The sequence below is a fragment of the Alishewanella sp. HL-SH05 genome (assembly GCF_052655985.1).
On the sequence record NZ_CP199753.1, the window covers coordinates 1,572,156 to 1,589,025 of the forward strand.

13 protein-coding genes and 1 pseudogene are annotated in these 16,870 nt (G+C 46.8%); 3 read left to right on the forward strand and 11 right to left on the reverse strand.

The window, feature by feature from the left end; all coding sequences use genetic code 11:
• Positions 1 to 47 precede the first annotated feature (47 nt).
• The 3 genes from ACUJFL_RS07230 to ACUJFL_RS07240 are packed head-to-tail and all read right to left on the reverse strand — an operon-like array spanning position 48 to position 2,355.
• A complete protein-coding gene (locus ACUJFL_RS07230; RefSeq protein ID WP_445426548.1) occupies positions 48 to 1,367 on the reverse strand; it encodes an ATP-binding protein in 1,320 nt (439 codons plus the stop codon).
• Entirely contained in the window at positions 1,364 to 2,044 is a 681-nt protein-coding gene (locus ACUJFL_RS07235) for a response regulator transcription factor (protein WP_445428856.1), read from the reverse strand. The genes ACUJFL_RS07230 and ACUJFL_RS07235 overlap by 4 nt, the downstream gene beginning before the upstream one ends.
• 2 nt (positions 2,045 to 2,046) lie before the next feature.
• Positions 2,047 to 2,355, reverse strand: coding sequence for a PepSY domain-containing protein (locus tag ACUJFL_RS07240; RefSeq protein WP_445428857.1), 309 nt, complete (start codon positions 2,353 to 2,355; stop codon positions 2,047 to 2,049).
• Between the two features lie 446 nt (positions 2,356 to 2,801).
• Between ACUJFL_RS07240 and ACUJFL_RS07245 the strand changes: the two genes are divergently transcribed.
• Positions 2,802 to 3,110 carry a ComEA family DNA-binding protein gene (locus ACUJFL_RS07245; protein WP_445428858.1) on the forward strand — a complete coding sequence of 103 codons (309 nt, stop codon included), beginning with the start codon at positions 2,802 to 2,804 and terminating at the stop codon, positions 3,108 to 3,110.
• A 16-nt stretch (positions 3,111 to 3,126) separates the two neighbouring features.
• Here the strand turns inward: ACUJFL_RS07245 and ACUJFL_RS07250 are convergent, their stop codons facing one another.
• The 8 genes and pseudogenes from ACUJFL_RS07250 to ACUJFL_RS07285 form a co-directional block, all read right to left on the reverse strand.
• Entirely contained in the window at positions 3,127 to 4,353 is a 1,227-nt protein-coding gene (locus ACUJFL_RS07250) for an EAL and HDOD domain-containing protein (RefSeq protein ID WP_445428859.1), read from the reverse strand.
• A 128-nt stretch (positions 4,354 to 4,481) separates the two neighbouring features.
• Positions 4,482 to 6,012, reverse strand: a pseudogene (gene putP, locus ACUJFL_RS07255) (sodium/proline symporter PutP).
• Between the two features lie 265 nt (positions 6,013 to 6,277).
• The gene (locus tag ACUJFL_RS07260; protein ID WP_445428860.1) at positions 6,278 to 7,924 is read right to left on the reverse strand and encodes a BatD family protein; all 1,647 of its coding nucleotides are present in this window, start codon (positions 7,922 to 7,924) and stop codon (positions 6,278 to 6,280) included.
• Positions 7,918 to 9,738, reverse strand: coding sequence for a vWA domain-containing protein (locus tag ACUJFL_RS07265; RefSeq protein WP_445428861.1), 1,821 nt, complete (start codon positions 9,736 to 9,738; stop codon positions 7,918 to 7,920). Before ACUJFL_RS07265 ends, ACUJFL_RS07260 begins: the two co-directional genes overlap by 7 nt.
• Positions 9,728 to 10,714, reverse strand: a complete 987-nt coding sequence (locus tag ACUJFL_RS07270; RefSeq protein ID WP_226750845.1) for a vWA domain-containing protein — start codon at positions 10,712 to 10,714, stop codon at positions 9,728 to 9,730. The genes ACUJFL_RS07265 and ACUJFL_RS07270 overlap by 11 nt, the downstream gene beginning before the upstream one ends.
• Positions 10,707 to 11,207 carry a DUF4381 domain-containing protein gene (locus ACUJFL_RS07275; RefSeq protein WP_445428862.1) on the reverse strand — a complete coding sequence of 167 codons (501 nt, stop codon included), beginning with the start codon at positions 11,205 to 11,207 and terminating at the stop codon, positions 10,707 to 10,709. Before ACUJFL_RS07275 ends, ACUJFL_RS07270 begins: the two co-directional genes overlap by 8 nt.
• Entirely contained in the window at positions 11,197 to 12,147 is a 951-nt protein-coding gene (locus ACUJFL_RS07280; RefSeq protein ID WP_445428863.1) for a DUF58 domain-containing protein, read from the reverse strand. Before ACUJFL_RS07280 ends, ACUJFL_RS07275 begins: the two co-directional genes overlap by 11 nt.
• Complete coding sequence (locus ACUJFL_RS07285; RefSeq protein WP_226750848.1) at positions 12,148 to 13,101, reverse strand: AAA family ATPase; 954 nt, start codon at positions 13,099 to 13,101, stop codon at positions 12,148 to 12,150.
• A 271-nt stretch (positions 13,102 to 13,372) separates the two neighbouring features.
• On the opposite strand from ACUJFL_RS07285, the gene fadI reads away from it, so the two are divergent.
• Both fadI and fadJ read left to right on the forward strand, forming a co-directional pair.
• Positions 13,373 to 14,683 carry an acetyl-CoA C-acyltransferase FadI gene (gene fadI / locus ACUJFL_RS07290; protein ID WP_445428864.1) on the forward strand — a complete coding sequence of 437 codons (1,311 nt, stop codon included), beginning with the start codon at positions 13,373 to 13,375 and terminating at the stop codon, positions 14,681 to 14,683.
• Positions 14,683 to 16,818: a fatty acid oxidation complex subunit alpha FadJ gene (gene fadJ, locus ACUJFL_RS07295; RefSeq protein ID WP_445428865.1), complete on the forward strand. Its 2,136-nt coding sequence runs from the start codon at positions 14,683 to 14,685 to the stop codon at positions 16,816 to 16,818. The genes fadI and fadJ overlap by 1 nt, the downstream gene beginning before the upstream one ends.
• The last annotated feature ends 52 nt before the right edge of the window (positions 16,819 to 16,870 follow it).

Sequence of the window (16,870 nt, forward strand, 5' to 3'; positions counted from 1 at the left end):
TACGCTAACGCGCTGCGATCAATCAGTACAGTAATTTGTTTAGGTATTTAGGCATCGTCATTAAATACAAGAGTAAAACAGGCACCGCCTAACTCACTGTCGCTGATGGTAATGTTGCCTGAGTATGAGTTTACCAGCTCAGAGACGATAGATAGGCCGACGCCATGGCCTTCGACATAGGTGTCGAGTCGTGTGCCACGTTGAAACAGCTCTTGGCGATTTTTTTTCGCAATGCCAGGGCCATCATCTTCGACGATAATTGAAAAGGGTTGTTGGCCGATAGTTACCCGAACTTGATGACGGCTGGCTTTACAGGCGTTATCCAGTAAGTTACCCAATACTTCCATTAAATCGGTTTCATCACCACGGAAAAAGGCCTCTTCGCTGCACACTAGCTCAATTTCACAGTCTTTATCACGGTAGATTTTTTGTAGGGCGTTAATTAGCTTTTCCAGTAGTGGTAAGATCAGCGTTTCTTTTTTCCAAATATCCTGACCTGAGCTGCTGGCTTTTTTTAGCTGATGCTCGATCATCGCAGTAATGCGGTCAATTTGTTCTTTTAGTTCAGGCTGCTGAGCTAAAGGGGAGGTTCTTAGCACGGCTACCGGGGTTTTTAAGGCATGTGCTAAGTCACTTAAATGATTACGATAGCGCAGCTTTTGGCGGTTTTGACTGGCTAACAATAAATTAAGATCTTCTTTAATAACATTTAGCTCAGACGGATAATTGCCCATTAAGTGATCTTGTTTACCGCGTTCAAGTTGTCTGATTTCATGGTCTAAGCGGGTTAATGGTTTAGTCGTCCAGTAATAAGCCAGAATACTAAGCAGTAATAAACCTAGTGCAATACCAATAAACCAACGTAATAGCGTTGAGCGGAAACTTTTGTGTGGTGCAAGTAACAATTCTGCGGTTTGCACCACATGAATGGCGAGCGGGCGAGCGCTTTCACCGGAATCAAACAAAAAAGCGATACTGAGAATTTGAAATTGGCTGTCTTGCTGTTGTTCAGCATAAAAAATATGCTGCCCTGGCACTAAGGTAATGTCTGGCACACGAAAGCTTTGATTAAGCGAAGAGTCGGATTGCCATAAAAGCTGTTTGCCGTCGGTAACATAAGCACTTAAACCCGAGTCTGGCCGATAGAAGTCTGGGGCCAGCGAGTTGTTGGTTAATTCTATTTTGTTATTAACCAAGTTAAGCTCAGACAAAATGGCGTACATATGTACTTCCATTTTTTGTTCCGCATTGGTTAATAGCTGCGTGTGAAAGGCTTGCTCAATAGCCAAAAAAGAGCTGGGCAGCAGCAATACTAATAAAACTGCGCTTACCAGCCCTTGACGGAGCTTAAGAGGGATAACTCTCATTTACTCACTTGTAAATTAAAGCGATAACCCCGACCACGCAGTGTTTCGATCGGTTTTAACTCAGCATCGGGGTCGAGTTTTTTACGTAACCGCAGTACAAAAACTTCAATAACATTACTGTCTAAATCAAAGTCTTGATCGTAGATGTGCTCGGTTAGTTCAGTTTTAGAGATCACCTTACCTGGGTTGAGCATAAAGTACTCTAGCACTTTATATTCATAGGCGGTTAAACTCACTTCGTTTTCACCCAGCCACACCTGTTGTGTGCGGCTATTTAAAGAAATTGGGCCCGAGCTCAGAGTTGGATCCGGTTGACCGGCTGCGCGGCGGATCAGTGCGTTACAACGGGCTAATAACTCTTCATTGTGAAAGGGTTTCGTTAAATAATCATCAGCACCAGCATCTAAACCTTCCACTTTTTCTTGCCAGCTGCCGCGCGCTGTTAAAATGATGATGGGGGTTTTTAATTCTTGTTTACGCGCTTTGCGGATCACCGATAAGCCGTCTAACTTGGGTAAACCCAAATCAATAATGGCCAGATCATAAGGATATTCGGATAATTTAAACCAACCTTCGGCACCATCTACCGCCAGATCAACACTAAATTGTTGTTGTAGCAGGTCGTTCTTAATTTGCTTGGCTAATAATTTTTCATCTTCGATGACTAAAACTCGCATGCTTAATCTTCCCTTTTAACACGGCCGCTGCGGCCATCGACAATAACATTAACAACTCGACCATCATCTTGCATTACTCGTACACGATATTGTCGAGATTCTGCTCTAACTTTGAGGATACGGCCAGGAAAACGTTGTTTTGCGAGTTGCGCTGCAGTTTCTTTCGTAATGTCTTTTGTGGGTAATAAAGTGGGTTGTTTTGCAGGTTCTTTGTTATCACTCAACAACATAGCGCTATCGTTTGCTTGCAAGGGCGCAACAAGCACCAGCAGCAAACTGCAACTAAGTAAAATCGTGAGTATTTTTGTCATATTATTCAACCCCCTAGACAGTGTGGAACACCGCTACGACTGGTAAGGTGTGTTAACTACAGGCCTTGTTTAAACTGTAGAAGCCACAAAGTAATACGCTGTGATTGGCATAAGCTAACCGCTGATTTATGTCTAACTTCATAATCTGTTTGTGTATTCTTGCTAATGTACTGAAATATTCTAGTGGCGGCAATCAGCAATGTGCGAAGAATAGGCGTTGATGGCTTAATTCAACCTGAATGTGAATGTAGCTATTTAATTAAATTTTTTAAAATAAAGTTGCAAAATATTTTTCTGCGTCTAGATTTAATGCGGTCGGTAATTTTGCTTGCGATGTCCGCTTTGCGAATGTTGTAGCTACCAGCGGCTACCGACTCTGGTAGGTAAGTAAGGTTATGTCAGTGTTTACTGCTGCGGCATCCAGCCATTTCGGGAGGAAAGCTGTTATGAAAAATGTTATTGTTGCCACATTGCTAGCTACTGCCGTATTGGTAGCTAACCACAGTTTAGCCAATAGTAATGTTCAAGAAGTGACTAAAGCGACCGCTAGCCAAGCGACCACTAAATTACGCTTGAATCAAGCCAGTGTAGAGCAATTGGTTGCCGTGCCAGGTTTAGGCAAAGTGAAAGCAGAAGCGATAGTGGCGCACATTAATGAAAATGGTGCTATTAGCAATGAAGCGGATCTGACCAAAGTAAAAGGCATTGGCCCAAAACTGGCGGCACGCGTGGCGCAATATGTCAGTTTTGACTAAGGGTTAAAGCAAAGCCTTAGGCGATTTCGCCTAAGGCTTTCATTTGTTCGTTAGCCCATTGCACAGCCTGATGATACGCATCCGGTACTTTCTCAACCGGTAAATTCAGGTGTTTGATAGTGCTCGTCGCTTCCGTCCAGTGCGCCGTTTCGTAATACTCAATTAAGCGAATATAATCGGCAAGCACGCCTTCTTTATTCACTAATGCGTCTTTGATATCAGCTGACAGCGGTAATTTTTCCATCACGCTTTCAATTGACTCATCTAAAATCGCATCCATTAACGACATCATCCCGGTTAAGAAAGCTTTTTCTAACGGTACTGTGCCCGATAATGCCGCTAAGCCTTCAGCAAAGTTTGCCCGAGTCATGGCCATTCGCATCAGTTCAGCCGGTTTGTCGGTACTGATTTGCGCGGTAAATAATAAGGATAAAAATTTCTTTAACTCAACTTGACCAAGCACTACGATGGCATGCTTGATGGTATCAATTTCAGTGCGGCGGCGGAAAATGGCCGAGTTACTATAACGTAATAGCTTATATGAAAGCGTCACATCGCGTTTAAACACTTCGGCAATTTGCACTAAATCCATATCGGCCTTTGATGTTTCATATAACAGCTCAGCTAAAGCCAATTGTGAAGGAGAAAGCGCTTTGGCTTGCATCATTTCCGGTTTAGAGAAAAAGTAACCTTGGAAGTAGGCAAAACCTTGATCCATAGCTTGTTGAAACTCTTCAATAGTTTCTACTTTTTCGGCTAATAACTTGATGTTCGGAAAGTCGGCAATCGCCGTTTTTATCTCTTCAATTTGTTCGCTATTGGTGCTGCGAAAATCGATTTTGATAATATCAATATAAGGGTAAAAATGCCGCCAAACATGTTTATGCTCGTAATCGTCGAGTGCCAAAACATAGCCTTGCTCTTTAAGTTGCTGGCATTCTGCTAGCAGGCGTTTGCCCGGTTGCACCGTTTCGAGTACTTCAATGACTACCTGTTCTTTTGGCAGCATACTGGGGTATTTTTTTAGCAGTGTTTCTAGTGTGAAGTTGATAAAGCCCGGCTTATCGCCCAGAAAGTCGTCTAAACCAAAAGCAAATTGACTGCCTTCAATCATTTTTGACGTGGCTTCATCACCATCAATGTCTGGAAATGCGTTATCGACGCCATCCCGAAATAGCAATTCGTAGCCGAAGAGCGCTTTATTACGGTCCAAGATGGGTTGGCGAGCGGCATAAAAAAACATTCGTGAGGTTTCTCCGACAAGTAAACTTTGCTTAATGTAACAAAACGCTGGCTATGAAAGCCAGCGTATCTTCAGCACAATCAGTAAAAACAGCCTGTTTTGTCACTGGCTGTTTCGATTAAAGCGCATTAAGTGTTTGCTTTTAGGGTGGTGAGCATCTTAGTGAACATCTGCTGTACACTTTCTGATGGCATTCTACCCATTAAACTGACAACAATAATGGCTAAAGTACTGAGGATCACCCCTGGTACAATTTCGTACATGGTCGCACTTAGCGTTTGACCATTAATGCTGATAGGTAAGTAGATCCACAATAATACGGTGCCCGCACCAACAATAATTCCGCTAAGCGCACCGGCAAACGTCATGCGTGGCCAATACAAGCTCATGATAATCAGAGGGCCAAAGGCCGCACCAAAACCGGCCCAAGCATTGCTTACTAATTGCAGTACTGAACTATCGCGATCGTAGGCTAGCGCGATAGCCACTAAGGCCACTAATAATACCGATAAACGACCCACCACCACTAATTCTGTTTGGGTGGCGCTGCGATTCACAAAGGTTTTATAAAAGTCTTCGGTTAACGAGCTCGACGTTACCAACAGCTGTGATGAGATGGTACTCATAATGGCCGCTAAAATAGCCGCTAGTAAAAAACCACTGATCAGCGGATGGAATAAAAACTGTGAGAAGACAATAAAGATGGTTTCAGGATCGGCGATGTCCATTTTGGTTTTCGCCACATAAGCAATACCCACAAAACCGGTAGTAATGGCACCGACGATGGTCACAAACATCCAGCTCATGCCTATACGACGAGCCATTTTGATATCTTTAACCGAACGGATAGCCATAAAGCGTACGATGATATGCGGCTGGCCAAAATAGCCCAAGCCCCAACTGAGCGCTGAGATGATTCCCAGAACTTGAACTGCCGGCTACCCAATTCATTAAATCAGGGTTGATGTTAGTGACAATTTGGTTAACTTCACTGATCCCGCCAAGGTGATCGATCGCCACGATAGGCACTAATACCAGAGCGATAAACATTAAGCAGCCTTGCACAAAGTCGGTAATGCTAACCGCCATAAAGCCGCCAATCAGGGTGTAAATAACCACTACGCCCGCGGTAATATACAGGCCCAGTTCGTAGTTAAGATTAAACGAGCTTTCGAATAATTTACCGCCGCCCACGACACCTGAAGAGGTGTACAGCGTAAAGAAAATAACGATAACTAAAGAAGAGACAATACGCAGCATGCGCGTTTTGTCTTCAAAACGTTTTTCAAAGTAATCCGGAATGGTAATCGCATCATTGGCTATTTCGGTATACACCCGCAGCCTTGGCGCAACAATCAGGTAGTTCAGTAGAGCACCAATTAATAAACCGACCGCTATCCAGGTGCTACTAAGGCCAGAAACATACATGGCGCCGGGTAAGCCCATTAACATCCAACCACTCATATCAGAGGCACCGGCAGAGAGCGCTGTCACGCCAGGACCGAGTTTACGACCACCGAGCATATAGCCTGAAACATCATTATCTGTGGCATTGTAGGAATATAAACCGATGCCGATCATGGCAAGAAAATAAATACCCAAAGATATTAGGGTGGCAGTTTCCACTACGCGAGCTCCTTTTTTAGTTTTATTTGGCATTACAGCGAGGTTAACTGACCAGGTGATTAACCTTGAGAGTATCTCGCGATAATGATGATTGAGCTGACGTTTGCTGACGCGACAACCGTTTCGATCCCCATCAGCAAAAGTCAAATCACTTTAAATGTTAACAACTAGGCTGCTTAGATACCAGTCATTTTCAGTAACGCGGTCTCAGCTCTTGGTCATTCTAACGTAAAGCCCCGGTAGCTAATACAGGGGCTTTGGGTTTTCAGTACGTTATTATGGGGTTAACCGCAATTTATCAAGGATAAAGTGACGCCAGCCCTTGCGGCGTATGCTGTTTTGCTGGCGCTTGCCATTGCCGCCATTGCTGATAAAGGCTGTTGCCCTGCCACGGGCTGTCGGTGTTACTGTACAGTTGTTGTTCCAGCTGCTTTAACTCGGCTAATAACGCCTCATCTTGTAGGTGGCCCATTAACTGCCCTAAAGAGCGGATCGAAGTGCCAAATTGCTGTTGCCCCCAAAGGAGTAATTGCTGTGCCGCTGTTGCTGCATCACCTACGGCACAGGCTTGTTGTAGCAAGCGATTATCCGCCATCACTTTGGCGCTGCGTACTGTGTTTAAAGCTGCTGGTTGCGCAGACCGTGATTTTAAAAAGTAAAGCGCGATCAGCATTGATGCAAGCCAGAGCAGGCTGATTAAGCTTGAGGTGTAATTCCATTGCCAAGGGTTGCTAGCCACTGACGGTGTGGTAGCCATTGGCGCAGGCAGCGTGTTGGCAGTAGGTGTAGCACCTGCTGCTGCAATAACCTTGAATGTACGTGCAGGTAACACTGTAGTTTGTAATTGATCCGTTTGGCTATTCCACCAAGCCAAACTAATTTCTGGCAGTGTGACTTCCCCCTCAGCATTAGCAATTAAAGCCGTGGTAAAGACTTTTTGCGCGACCAAACGGCCATTCCGTTCAGCGCCGACACTTTGCGGCTGTTCATCATATGAGCGTAATTGCGCGGGCAGTTGCTGAGATAACTCGGGTAATTGACTGGGCGACACATCGACTGCCGATAAGGTAATGATCCGCGTAACTGGCTCGCCGACCACTAATTCGGTGTTATTGGGTTGCCACTCTTCTGTCAGTGTGACTAAACCGGCGACAAGCCAATTTCCAGGGAAATTATCTGGTTGAGGTAATACCTGCAGGGTAATGGGGTTGGCTTCCTGCATCACGGTTTTACTGCGGGCAAAATAATTGTAGTTGCTGTTATCGCGATCAATCACTTCACCGGTAAATACCGGCGGGTTAATCACCATATCTCCGCTGCGCTGCGGGATAACACTATAACGACGGGTAATAGTGCGATAACGCACACCATTAACGATAGCGCTGCCTTCGGCATCTTGACCCACTCGTTTAATCTCAGCACCTTCGAGTTGCGGTTCAGTTAAGGTGCCGCGCTGTAAATCACCGCTAAAATAAATCACCACATCGTAATACAACATTTGTTGCACATAGACGTTATTGGTGGCAATTAAATTGGCTTCAACAAACAGCTCGCGTGAGGCATCTTTTTTTATGGGTTGGTCTAATACTTCGACGGTGAGGGGTAAAGAACGAATACCGTTAATTTCAAAGGCCGGAATAGTGAACACGCCGCTGTTAAGCGGAAATAAGGTTAGTGACCAGCGGGTACTTTGGCTGCTTTGGCCGTTAATAATTTGCCTGCTTTGGCTAACCGACGGTGCCATTACGCGGAAGTTTTGCTCTAACTGCCGATAATTTAAGGCGTCAGCCGATAAACGGCTATCTGCCGTGACAACCAAGGTGATGGCTTCACCGGCCAGTGCCGGGTTTTTATCCACTTCACTGGTCAGTGAACTAAAGGCCGCTAGCGGCATGCTCATAACCAGTAACAGAAAAATAAAGCTATTAAATACCGATGTCACCATTCCTGACGAGCTCCTGGAGGGGGTTGAGTACGACGTTTCTGATGTTCTAATAACATTCTATTGCGCAGTAAAATACCCGGATCGTCTTGTACTTTGCGCAGCAGATTTTCTAGCTCTTGTTGTTGTTCTGGCGTGGCATTGGGCCAGTTTTCAGTAACAACTTGCTGTTTATTGCTTGGCGGTTCGTCGCCGGGTTGCTGTTCTGTTGCTTGCTGCGCGGCTTGTTGCTCTCGTTGTGCGGCGTCTTCTTGCTGTTCAGCATTTTGCTCGGCTTGTGCGCTGCTATCACCGGCACTGCCATCTTCTGCTGAGTTTTGCTCGGACTCAGCCGACTCTTCAGCGTCTTGCTTTTCAGATGACGCGTCGTCGGCAGCATCGCCGTCTTGCTGACCTTGTTGTTTATCTTGCTGTTGCTGATCCTGTTGTTGTTGTTGTTCTTGCTCTTGTTGTTGTAACAACTTGCGCATTAGCTCAGCATTGGCCGCCGGTGATGGCGCCTCGCCGTCAAGCGCCAGTGCTTGCTCGTAAGCCGCTAAAGCAGCTTCATATTGCTGTTGCATCGCTAAGGCATTACCTAAATTGTGCCAGCTATCAACGGAGGGGGCGTCGTTGCTGGCTCGCTGATAGGCTTCTGCTGCTGCGGCATAATCTTCGGCGCGGTAAGCGGCGTTACCTTGCCATAAAGGATCACGAAACTTCTGTTGAGCTTGTTGATAGTCTTGCTGTTGATAATCCTCTACGGCTTGCTGTTGTCTTGTTTGCCATAAATCACGCCAACTTACGGCATCTGCTGGTGGCAGATATAACAAGGGCAAAATCACTAAAATGGGTGCTTTACGCGCTAGCCATAGTGCTAAGGGTAAGAGTAACCATACCAAATAAACAGCATTGTCTTGCCATTGATCGCCTGTCATCAGGGGCTGTGGCTGTCTGTCATCATATTGCTGTTGGTTTTGTTTAAGTAGTTGTTGTAAATCCGCATTATCGGCACCGGCTTGCACTAAGCTTCCGCCGGCTTGGCGAGCGAGAACGCGCAGTTGTTCAAGAGGGACACGAGGCATCACAACACCGCCTTGAGCATTTTTTAGCAGTTCGCCATTTTCTAAACGCACCACTGCACCTTCGGCTTGACCAAAAGCCATGATGGCTAATTGATGTGGCCAATTGTTAAGTAATTGCTGAATAGACTGATAACTGTCAGCATCAAAGCCGTCGGTAAACAGTACAATTTCACCGCTGGGATAACCGGCTTGTTCTAATAACTCGGCGGCTTGCTCTAGCGCGCGTAGCACATTAGAGCCCTGAGCGGGCATTAATTCTGGCCGTAGGGTAGGAATTTGCAGGCGGATATTATTATGATCCGGCGTCAGTGGTGAAATGACAAAGGCATCGGCGGCGTAACTGATTAAACCCAAATCACCTTCTTGCAGCAAATCAATGAAATCTAAAGCTTTAAAGCGTTGCTGTGTCAGGCGATCGGGCGTGAGATCTGTTGCCCGCATTGATAACGACATATCCATGACTAAAACTGTGGCTTTTTTCACTGTTAATGCCGGTTGCGGCAGTTTCTGCCAGCTGGGGCCACTTAACGCTAATACGGTCAGCAACCAACAGCTGGCTAACAGTGGTAGCGCCCAAGGTTGACGTTGCTGAATATGTTGGCCCAACAACATCACATGCTGCAAATGCGGGGCAATCAGTTGTTGCCACGGGCTAGTGTCTTGTCGCCGCTTTTGCAGTAACCAGCAAAGAAGTGCCAGTGGCAGCAGCGCCAGTAACCAATAAGGTCGTAAAAAATGAAAGTCAGCGAACATCTTTCGTTACTCCAGACCAATTGATACGCCGAACCGCTAAAAAGCATGAACAAAGCAAGGCGAGGGCCAGCGGATAATGCAACAGGCTGCGCTGTGGCCGAAAGGTCAGCTCTTCACGCTCAATCGGTTCGAGTTCATCTAATAACTGATAAATTTCTCGTAATTCTTGCGGGCTACGAGCACGAAAGTAACGTCCGCCGGTGCTTTCAGCTAATTCTATCAACAAGGGCTCATCTAAATCTTGCGACGGATTGATATTGCGCTGTCCGAACAGGCTTTGCTGGATCATTTGTTCTGCACCTAGCCCCACCGTGTAAATTTTTACGCCCGCCGCTTTAGCCAGTTGCAATGCTTCTCGGGGTTGAATATCGCCAGCATTGTTTGCACCATCACTGAGTAAAATCAGCACTTTATTGCTGGTCTCAAAATTATTAAAGCGTTTTACCGTTAAGCCAATGGCCTCACCAATGGCAGTGCGTTGCCCAACCAGCCCGATAACGGCATCATCAAGAAATTGCTGCACTGTGGCTAGGTCAAACGTCAGCGGGGTTTGCTGAAAAGCGGCATCGGCAAATAGCACTAAACCAATACGATCTCCTTGACGCGCTTGAATAAATTCACCCAACACCACTTTCATGGCTTTTAATCGGGTGGTATTTCCCATCTCCAATCGCATATCGGGGATATCCATTGAGCCGGATAAATCAATCGCTAACATGAGTTCGCGCCCAGGCTGTGGCAAGCTTACCGGTTCATCCAACCAGCGTGGCTGCGTGGCACTGATCACTAATAACAGCCAAATCACCGCCAATAAAAAATGACTGACGTTCCGCTGCTCGGCTTTGGCTTGATTGGCACTGCCTAGTTTAGCTAAAGCCGGTAAATTAAGGGCACTGCCATTGCGCTGCGGTTTTTTCTTAAGCAGCAGCGGTAACGGCAAGGCTAATAATAACCAAGGGTAAGCGAGATCAAGCATGGGTGCCGCCTTGCTTAAATGAAGTAAACCCTTGTACAGGATCTAATTGTTTAATGATGTGCTGGGTTGCCAGCCAAAATTGCTGTTGCTGTGCCGTTTTATCTGGCCCAGGTGCTTGATAAAGCAGCGTGGCCAAAGGCGGAAGCGGCAACTGCGCCGGTAATTGCTGTTGTAAAAAAGCTTGCCATTGCTCGGTGCTGGCGCTTAACAGCGGGTGGCTAGGTTGATAGTGCTTTAACAGCCGTTTTAACAGCACATTTAATTCGGTGGCGGCTTGCGGCGATTGCCAATCAATTTGTGCCAATTCGGCCAGTGCTGCGCGTTTCACCCGCGATTGCTGCTTTGCCCGATAGCGCCAAAATAATAAAGCGGCTAATAACGTTAATGCCAGCAAGGCGAGCAACCAATAACCCAGTGGTGGCAACATACTGCTGGCTAGTTCAGGCTCATAAATATCTGCTAATTGCGGCAGTAAATCGTGTTTATCGGCCATGATAACCCCTCGACAATTGGGTTAATAATGGTTCAGCACTGCTGATACTAAGCCATTTACAGCCGAGTTGTTGGAGTTGCTGTTGCATTTTTTGCATGGTTTGTTGTTGCTGTTGTTGATAGCGTTGCTGCAGCTTGCGATCGCCAAGTGCTACTAACAGTGGCTCTGCATTGGCTTGCACCAAGGCAGAGCCTTGCGCTTTGGCAGGCAGTTGTTGTTCTAGCGGGTCGACCAATTGACAGCAATGCACTTCATTATGCTGTCGGATCAGCTGTAAATGGCGCATCGCTTCATCATCTAAAGCGTTATAGTCAGACAGCACATACAACAAACTGCCCGGGCGTAACAAGCGGCGTACCTCGGCCAGCGCTTGCGCTAAGGATAACCCTTGGTCAGGGGTGACGGCTTGGTGCACATCGACTAAGGCTTGCAGGTAGCGCAGTACGCCACGGGTGCGACTGGCCGGCTTGAGTAAACGATGTTGCTGCTGACTAAAGACAATGCCGCCAAGTTTATCGCCATGTGCTTTGCTGTGCCAACTGATCACCGAAGCGAGATGCGCAGCTTGAATAGATTTTAATAACAAGGTGGAACCAAAGCGCATACTGCTGCTCAGATCGGTAAGAATAAACACCGGCCGCTCTTTTTCTTCACGAAATAGCTTGGTGTGCACCTTGCCGGTCCGTGCGGTAACACGCCAGTCAATCGCTCGCACGTCATCACCAGGCTGATAATGCCTCACTTCGTCAAACTCCATGCCGCGACCTTTGCTTTTGGCCAAATAACTGCCGGCCAATTTGCTTTGAATGGCAATCGTTGGGCGCAGATCCAAAAGTTGCGTATGGCGTTGATACCACAACAGCTCAGCTAAACCAAGTTGGTAACCGCTGGCTTGTAGGGTTGCTAACCATTGTGAAGGCGTGGTTTCTGGGATGTTCATTTATGGCACAGCGACCTGCTGTAAAATTTCATCGAGCACATGATCGGTGCTGATGCCCTCTGCTTCAGCGGCATAGGTCAGAATTAAGCGGTGGCGCATCACATTATGAAACACCGCTTGAATATCTTCAGGCGTCACAAAATCACGCTCTTGCAACCAAGCACGGGCACGGGCACAGCGATCTAATGCGATGGTAGCGCGTGGGCTGGCGCCATAGCCAATCCAACTGGCCAGTTTACTGCTGTAAGCGGCAGGTTGGCGACTCGCCATAATTAACTGCACCATATAATGTTCAAGGCTTTCGGAAAGGTGTAACTTTAAAATTGCTTGGCGGGCGGCAAAGATTTCTGCTTGGCTTATCGGCTTTGCTGCAGCAGCCGCTTCGTGCCGAGCTTCGGCGCGGGTTAGGCGCAAAATGGCTAATTCGGTTTGGCTATCAGGATAATCCACTTTTAAATGCAGTAAGAAGCGGTCGAGTTGTGCTTCTGGTAAGGGGTATGTGCCTTCTTGCTCAAGTGGGTTTTGTGTGGCCATCACTAAAAACAATTCCGGTAAAGGGTAGGTATTACGCCCAACGGTAACTTGTTTTTCGGCCATCGCTTCCAATAAGGCAGATTGCACCTTGGCGGGCGCACGGTTAATTTCATCCGCCAAAATAATATTGTGAAACAATGGGCCTGATTGAAAAGCAAACTGACCGGTCTCTGGTCGATAAATATCGGTACCGGTTAAATCAGCGGGCAGTAAATCTGGGGTAAATTGGATCCGATGAAATTCGGCTTCTACACCCTGTGCCAGCGCGTTTACGGCGCGCGTTTTCGCTAACCCCGGTGGCCCTTCTACTAATAAATGACCATTGGCCAGTAAGGCCAACAAGATCCCTTCGGTCAGTGCTGGTTGCCCCAGTACTTGACTGTCTAAATAGCTTTTTAGTGATGCAAATGCCTGAACCATAATAATGTTAGTCTTTTAGTCAATAAGTGAATGATTTTTGCACAATTAATGGCAAAGCTAGCTAAGCTAAGATGTTCTAACCTTTATAAGGTTCCCGTTAAAAGAAAACAAGGGCAAGGGGCATGTTGACCTTTGATTATTGATAATCTAAATGGCAACGATTAAACCGCTCTTAAAACAACTGTTTTAATTTTTGCTGAGTGTGGTTACAATCGAGCTACACTCAGAGGTCAGACCTGTAATTAAACAGAATTGCAAAAAGAGGATCACTATGGCTGCGCCAATTAATCTCACTACTCGGCAGGGCGAACGTATCGCCATTGTGGCTGGGTTACGTACCCCCTTTGCTAAACAGGCAACGGAGTTTCACGGTGTGTCCGCCTTGGACTTGGGCAAGTTAGTGGTCAATGAATTATTGATCCGCACTGAATTAGATCCTGCTTTAATTGAGCAGGTGGTGTATGGCCAAGTTATCCAAATGCCAGAAGCGCCCAATATTGCTCGTGAAATTGTGTTAGGCACCGGTATGCCAGTGCAAACCGACGCTTACAGCGTAACACGGGCTTGTGCTACTAGTTTTCAATCGGTGGTAAGTGTTGCCGAGTCGATGATGGCGGGTATTACCCAAGTTGGTATTGCTGGCGGGGCCGATTCGAGTTCAGTATTACCTATTGGTGTCAGTAAAAAACTGGCACGCGCCTTAGTAGATTTGAACAAAGCCAAAACGCTTGGCCAAAAATTAGCCATCGTGGGCAATTTAGGTTTAAAAGATTTAATGCCAGTGCCACCGGCCATTGCAGAATACAGCACGGGCTTATCGATGGGCGACACGGCAGAGCAAATGGCCAAAAGCCATGGTATTAGCCGTGCAGCACAAGATGAAATGGCGCACCGTTCACACAGCTTAGCCGCAGCGGCTTGGCAGTCAGGCAAGATGGCTGGCGAAGTGATGACTGCGCATGTTGAGCCTTACAGCCGCTTTTTAGACATGGATAACAATATCCGAATGGACTCTAAACTTGAGTCTTATGCCAAATTAAAGCCGGTGTTTGATCGAGCGCATGGCACGGTAACTGCGGCTACCAGCACCCCTTTAACTGACGGGGCATCGGCAGTATTGATGATGACTGAAGGTCGAGCTAAAGCGCTCGGCTATAAACCGCTGGGCTACATTCGTAGTTATGCTTTTGCGGCCATTGACGTATGGCAAGATATGTTAATGGGGCCGTCTTACGCTACGCCAATTGCGTTGGCTCGGGCAGGCATGAACTTAGCCGATCTCACCTTAATTGAAATGCACGAAGCTTTTGCTGCGCAAGCGCTAGCGAATATGCAGATGTTTGCTAGCCGCAAATTTGCAAAAGAACAGCTGGGCTTAGATCAAGCGATTGGTGAGATTGATATGGCGAAATTTAACGTCAATGGCGGCTCTCTGGCATATGGACACCCATTTGCGGCAACGGGCACGCGCTTAATCGTGCAAACGCTGAATGAATTAAACCGTCGCGGTGGCGGCGTTGGCCTTACTACGGCTTGTGCAGCCGGTGGCTTGGGTGCAGCAATGATTGTGGAGACAGAATAATGAGTGACAGCAACAGCTTCAGTTTAGCCGTACGCGACGATCAGGTGGCCATTTTGACCATGGATATCGTTGGCGAAAGCATGAATGTGTTAAAAGCCTCTTTCGCTAGTGAAATTGAACAGCTACTACAAAAAATTACCAACGACAGCAAAATTAAAGGCGTGGTGTTTATCAGTGGCAAAGCAGACTCGTTTATTGCCGGTGCCGACATCAGCATGTTAGACAGCTGCAAAAGTGCAGACGAAGCGGAAAAGATTGCGCAAATGGGCCAACAAATGTTTGACCGTTTGTCTCAGATGCGTGTGCCTGTGGTTGCCGCCATTCACGGCCCTTGTTTAGGCGGTGGCTTAGAGTTGGCCATGGCATGTCATGCGCGTATTGCCACTGATAGCCCGAAAACGGTGTTAGGTTTACCCGAAGTGCAACTGGGCTTATTACCGGGTAGTGGGGGAACGCAACGTTTACCTAAACTGGTAGGCGTACAAAAAGCCTTAGACATGATTTTAACCGGTAAACAGCTGCGTGCTGCGCAAGCAAAAAAAGCCGGTTTGGTCGATGACGTGGTGCCGCAGAGTATTTTGTTAGAAGCGGCGGTTAAAAAAGTTTTGGCGGGTAAACCACCGGTAGTGGTTAAAAAGCAAAGCTTATTAAACAAGCTTTTAGAGCAAACCTCGCCTGGGCGTAAGCTGGTGTTCTCGCAAGCGTTAAAACAAACGTTAGCCAAAACGCAGGGTAACTACCCAGCCGCATTAAAAATTATCCGAGTTATTCAAACGGGTGTAGAGCAGGGCTACAGCCAAGGTTTGGCCGCCGAAGCCAAAGCCTTTGGTCAGCTTTGTATGACTCCCGAGTCGGCAGCACTGCGCAGTATTTTCTTTGCTACCACGCAAATGAAAAAAGAAACCGGCGCGGGCGCCGTGATCCCTCAAAAAATTCATAAAGCCGCTGTGCTTGGTGGTGGCTTGATGGGCGGCGGTATCGCCAACGTCACAGCGACCAAAGCCGGTTTACCGGTGCGCATCAAAGATATTAGCGAGAAGGGTATTAGTGCAGCGCTGAAATACACCTATGATCAGCTGAATAAAAAAGTGAAAAAGCGCTTTATGCGCAAAACCGACATGCAAAAGCAGCTACTGCGGATCACCGGCACCACCGACTTTAGCGGCTTTCATGATGTTGATATCGTGGTAGAAGCGGTATTTGAAGATTTGGCGTTAAAGCAGCAAATGGTTGCCGACATTGAGCAACACTGCCCTGAACACACCATTTTTGCCAGTAACACCAGCTCTTTGCCTATTCATCAAATTGCAGAAAAGGCAGCCAGACCTGAGCAAGTAATTGGTTTACATTATTTTTCACCCGTGGATAAGATGCCATTGGTTGAAGTGATTGCCCATGAAAAAACCTCAGCGCAGACCATCGCGACGACCGTTGCTTTTGCCCGCAAACAAGGCAAAACGCCGATTGTGGTGAAAGATGCAGCTGGTTTTTATGTTAATCGCATCTTAGCGTTGTACATGAATGAAGCCGCCAATATTTTATTAGCAGGTGAATCCATTGAGAAAATCGACAAAGCTTTAGTGAAGTTTGGTTTTCCGGTCGGGCCTATTACCTTATTAGATGAGGTGGGTATCGATGTTGGCGCGAAAATTTCGCCGATCTTAAGCGCTGAACTGGGTGAGCGTTTTACTGCCCCCGCTGCTTTTGAGAAGTTACTGGCAGACGGTCGTAAAGGTAAGAAAACAGAAAAAGGTTTTTACCAATACGGTAAGTCAGTGAAAAAAGGCAAAAAGCTGGTGGACGAATCGGTTTACAATGTACTGGGTGTTACGGTGGCTCCTGCGCTGAATGCGGATGAAATTGCCAGCCGTTGTACGGCTCAAATGTTAAATGAAGCAGTACGTTGTTTAGATGAAGGTATTATCGCTTCAGCGCGGGATGGCGATATCGGGGCTATCTTCGGTATTGGTTTCCCACCGTTTTTAGGCGGGCCGTTCCGGTACATTGACAGCTTAGGCGTCAATAACTTAATTGCGACCTTACGTCAGTTAGAAAACCGCTTTGGCAGTCGTTTTACGCCGTGTCCACGTTTGTTAAAAATGGCCGAGCAGGGCGAGCGGTTTTATCCAAACTAAGTTAGAGCAATCGCCCTTCTTATGGGCGGTTATACTATGTAAGCAGGGCCTT

Coding starts and splice junctions, on each gene's coding strand:
- ACUJFL_RS07230 (WP_445426548.1), bottom strand. CDS start 1,367: ATGAGAGTTATCCCTCTTAAGCTCCGTCAAGGGCTGGTAAGCGCAGTT.
- ACUJFL_RS07235 (WP_445428856.1), bottom strand. CDS start 2,044: ATGCGAGTTTTAGTCATCGAAGATGAAAAATTATTAGCCAAGCAAATT.
- ACUJFL_RS07240 (WP_445428857.1), bottom strand. CDS start 2,355: ATGACAAAAATACTCACGATTTTACTTAGTTGCAGTTTGCTGCTGGTG.
- ACUJFL_RS07245 (WP_445428858.1), top strand. CDS start 2,802: ATGAAAAATGTTATTGTTGCCACATTGCTAGCTACTGCCGTATTGGTA.
- ACUJFL_RS07250 (WP_445428859.1), bottom strand. CDS start 4,353: ATGTTTTTTTATGCCGCTCGCCAACCCATCTTGGACCGTAATAAAGCG.
- ACUJFL_RS07260 (WP_445428860.1), bottom strand. CDS start 7,924: ATGGTGACATCGGTATTTAATAGCTTTATTTTTCTGTTACTGGTTATG.
- ACUJFL_RS07265 (WP_445428861.1), bottom strand. CDS start 9,738: ATGTTCGCTGACTTTCATTTTTTACGACCTTATTGGTTACTGGCGCTG.
- ACUJFL_RS07270 (WP_226750845.1), bottom strand. CDS start 10,714: ATGCTTGATCTCGCTTACCCTTGGTTATTATTAGCCTTGCCGTTACCG.
- ACUJFL_RS07275 (WP_445428862.1), bottom strand. CDS start 11,207: ATGGCCGATAAACACGATTTACTGCCGCAATTAGCAGATATTTATGAG.
- ACUJFL_RS07280 (WP_445428863.1), bottom strand. CDS start 12,147: ATGAACATCCCAGAAACCACGCCTTCACAATGGTTAGCAACCCTACAA.
- ACUJFL_RS07285 (WP_226750848.1), bottom strand. CDS start 13,101: ATGGTTCAGGCATTTGCATCACTAAAAAGCTATTTAGACAGTCAAGTA.
- fadI (WP_445428864.1), top strand. CDS start 13,373: ATGGCTGCGCCAATTAATCTCACTACTCGGCAGGGCGAACGTATCGCC.
- fadJ (WP_445428865.1), top strand. CDS start 14,683: ATGAGTGACAGCAACAGCTTCAGTTTAGCCGTACGCGACGATCAGGTG.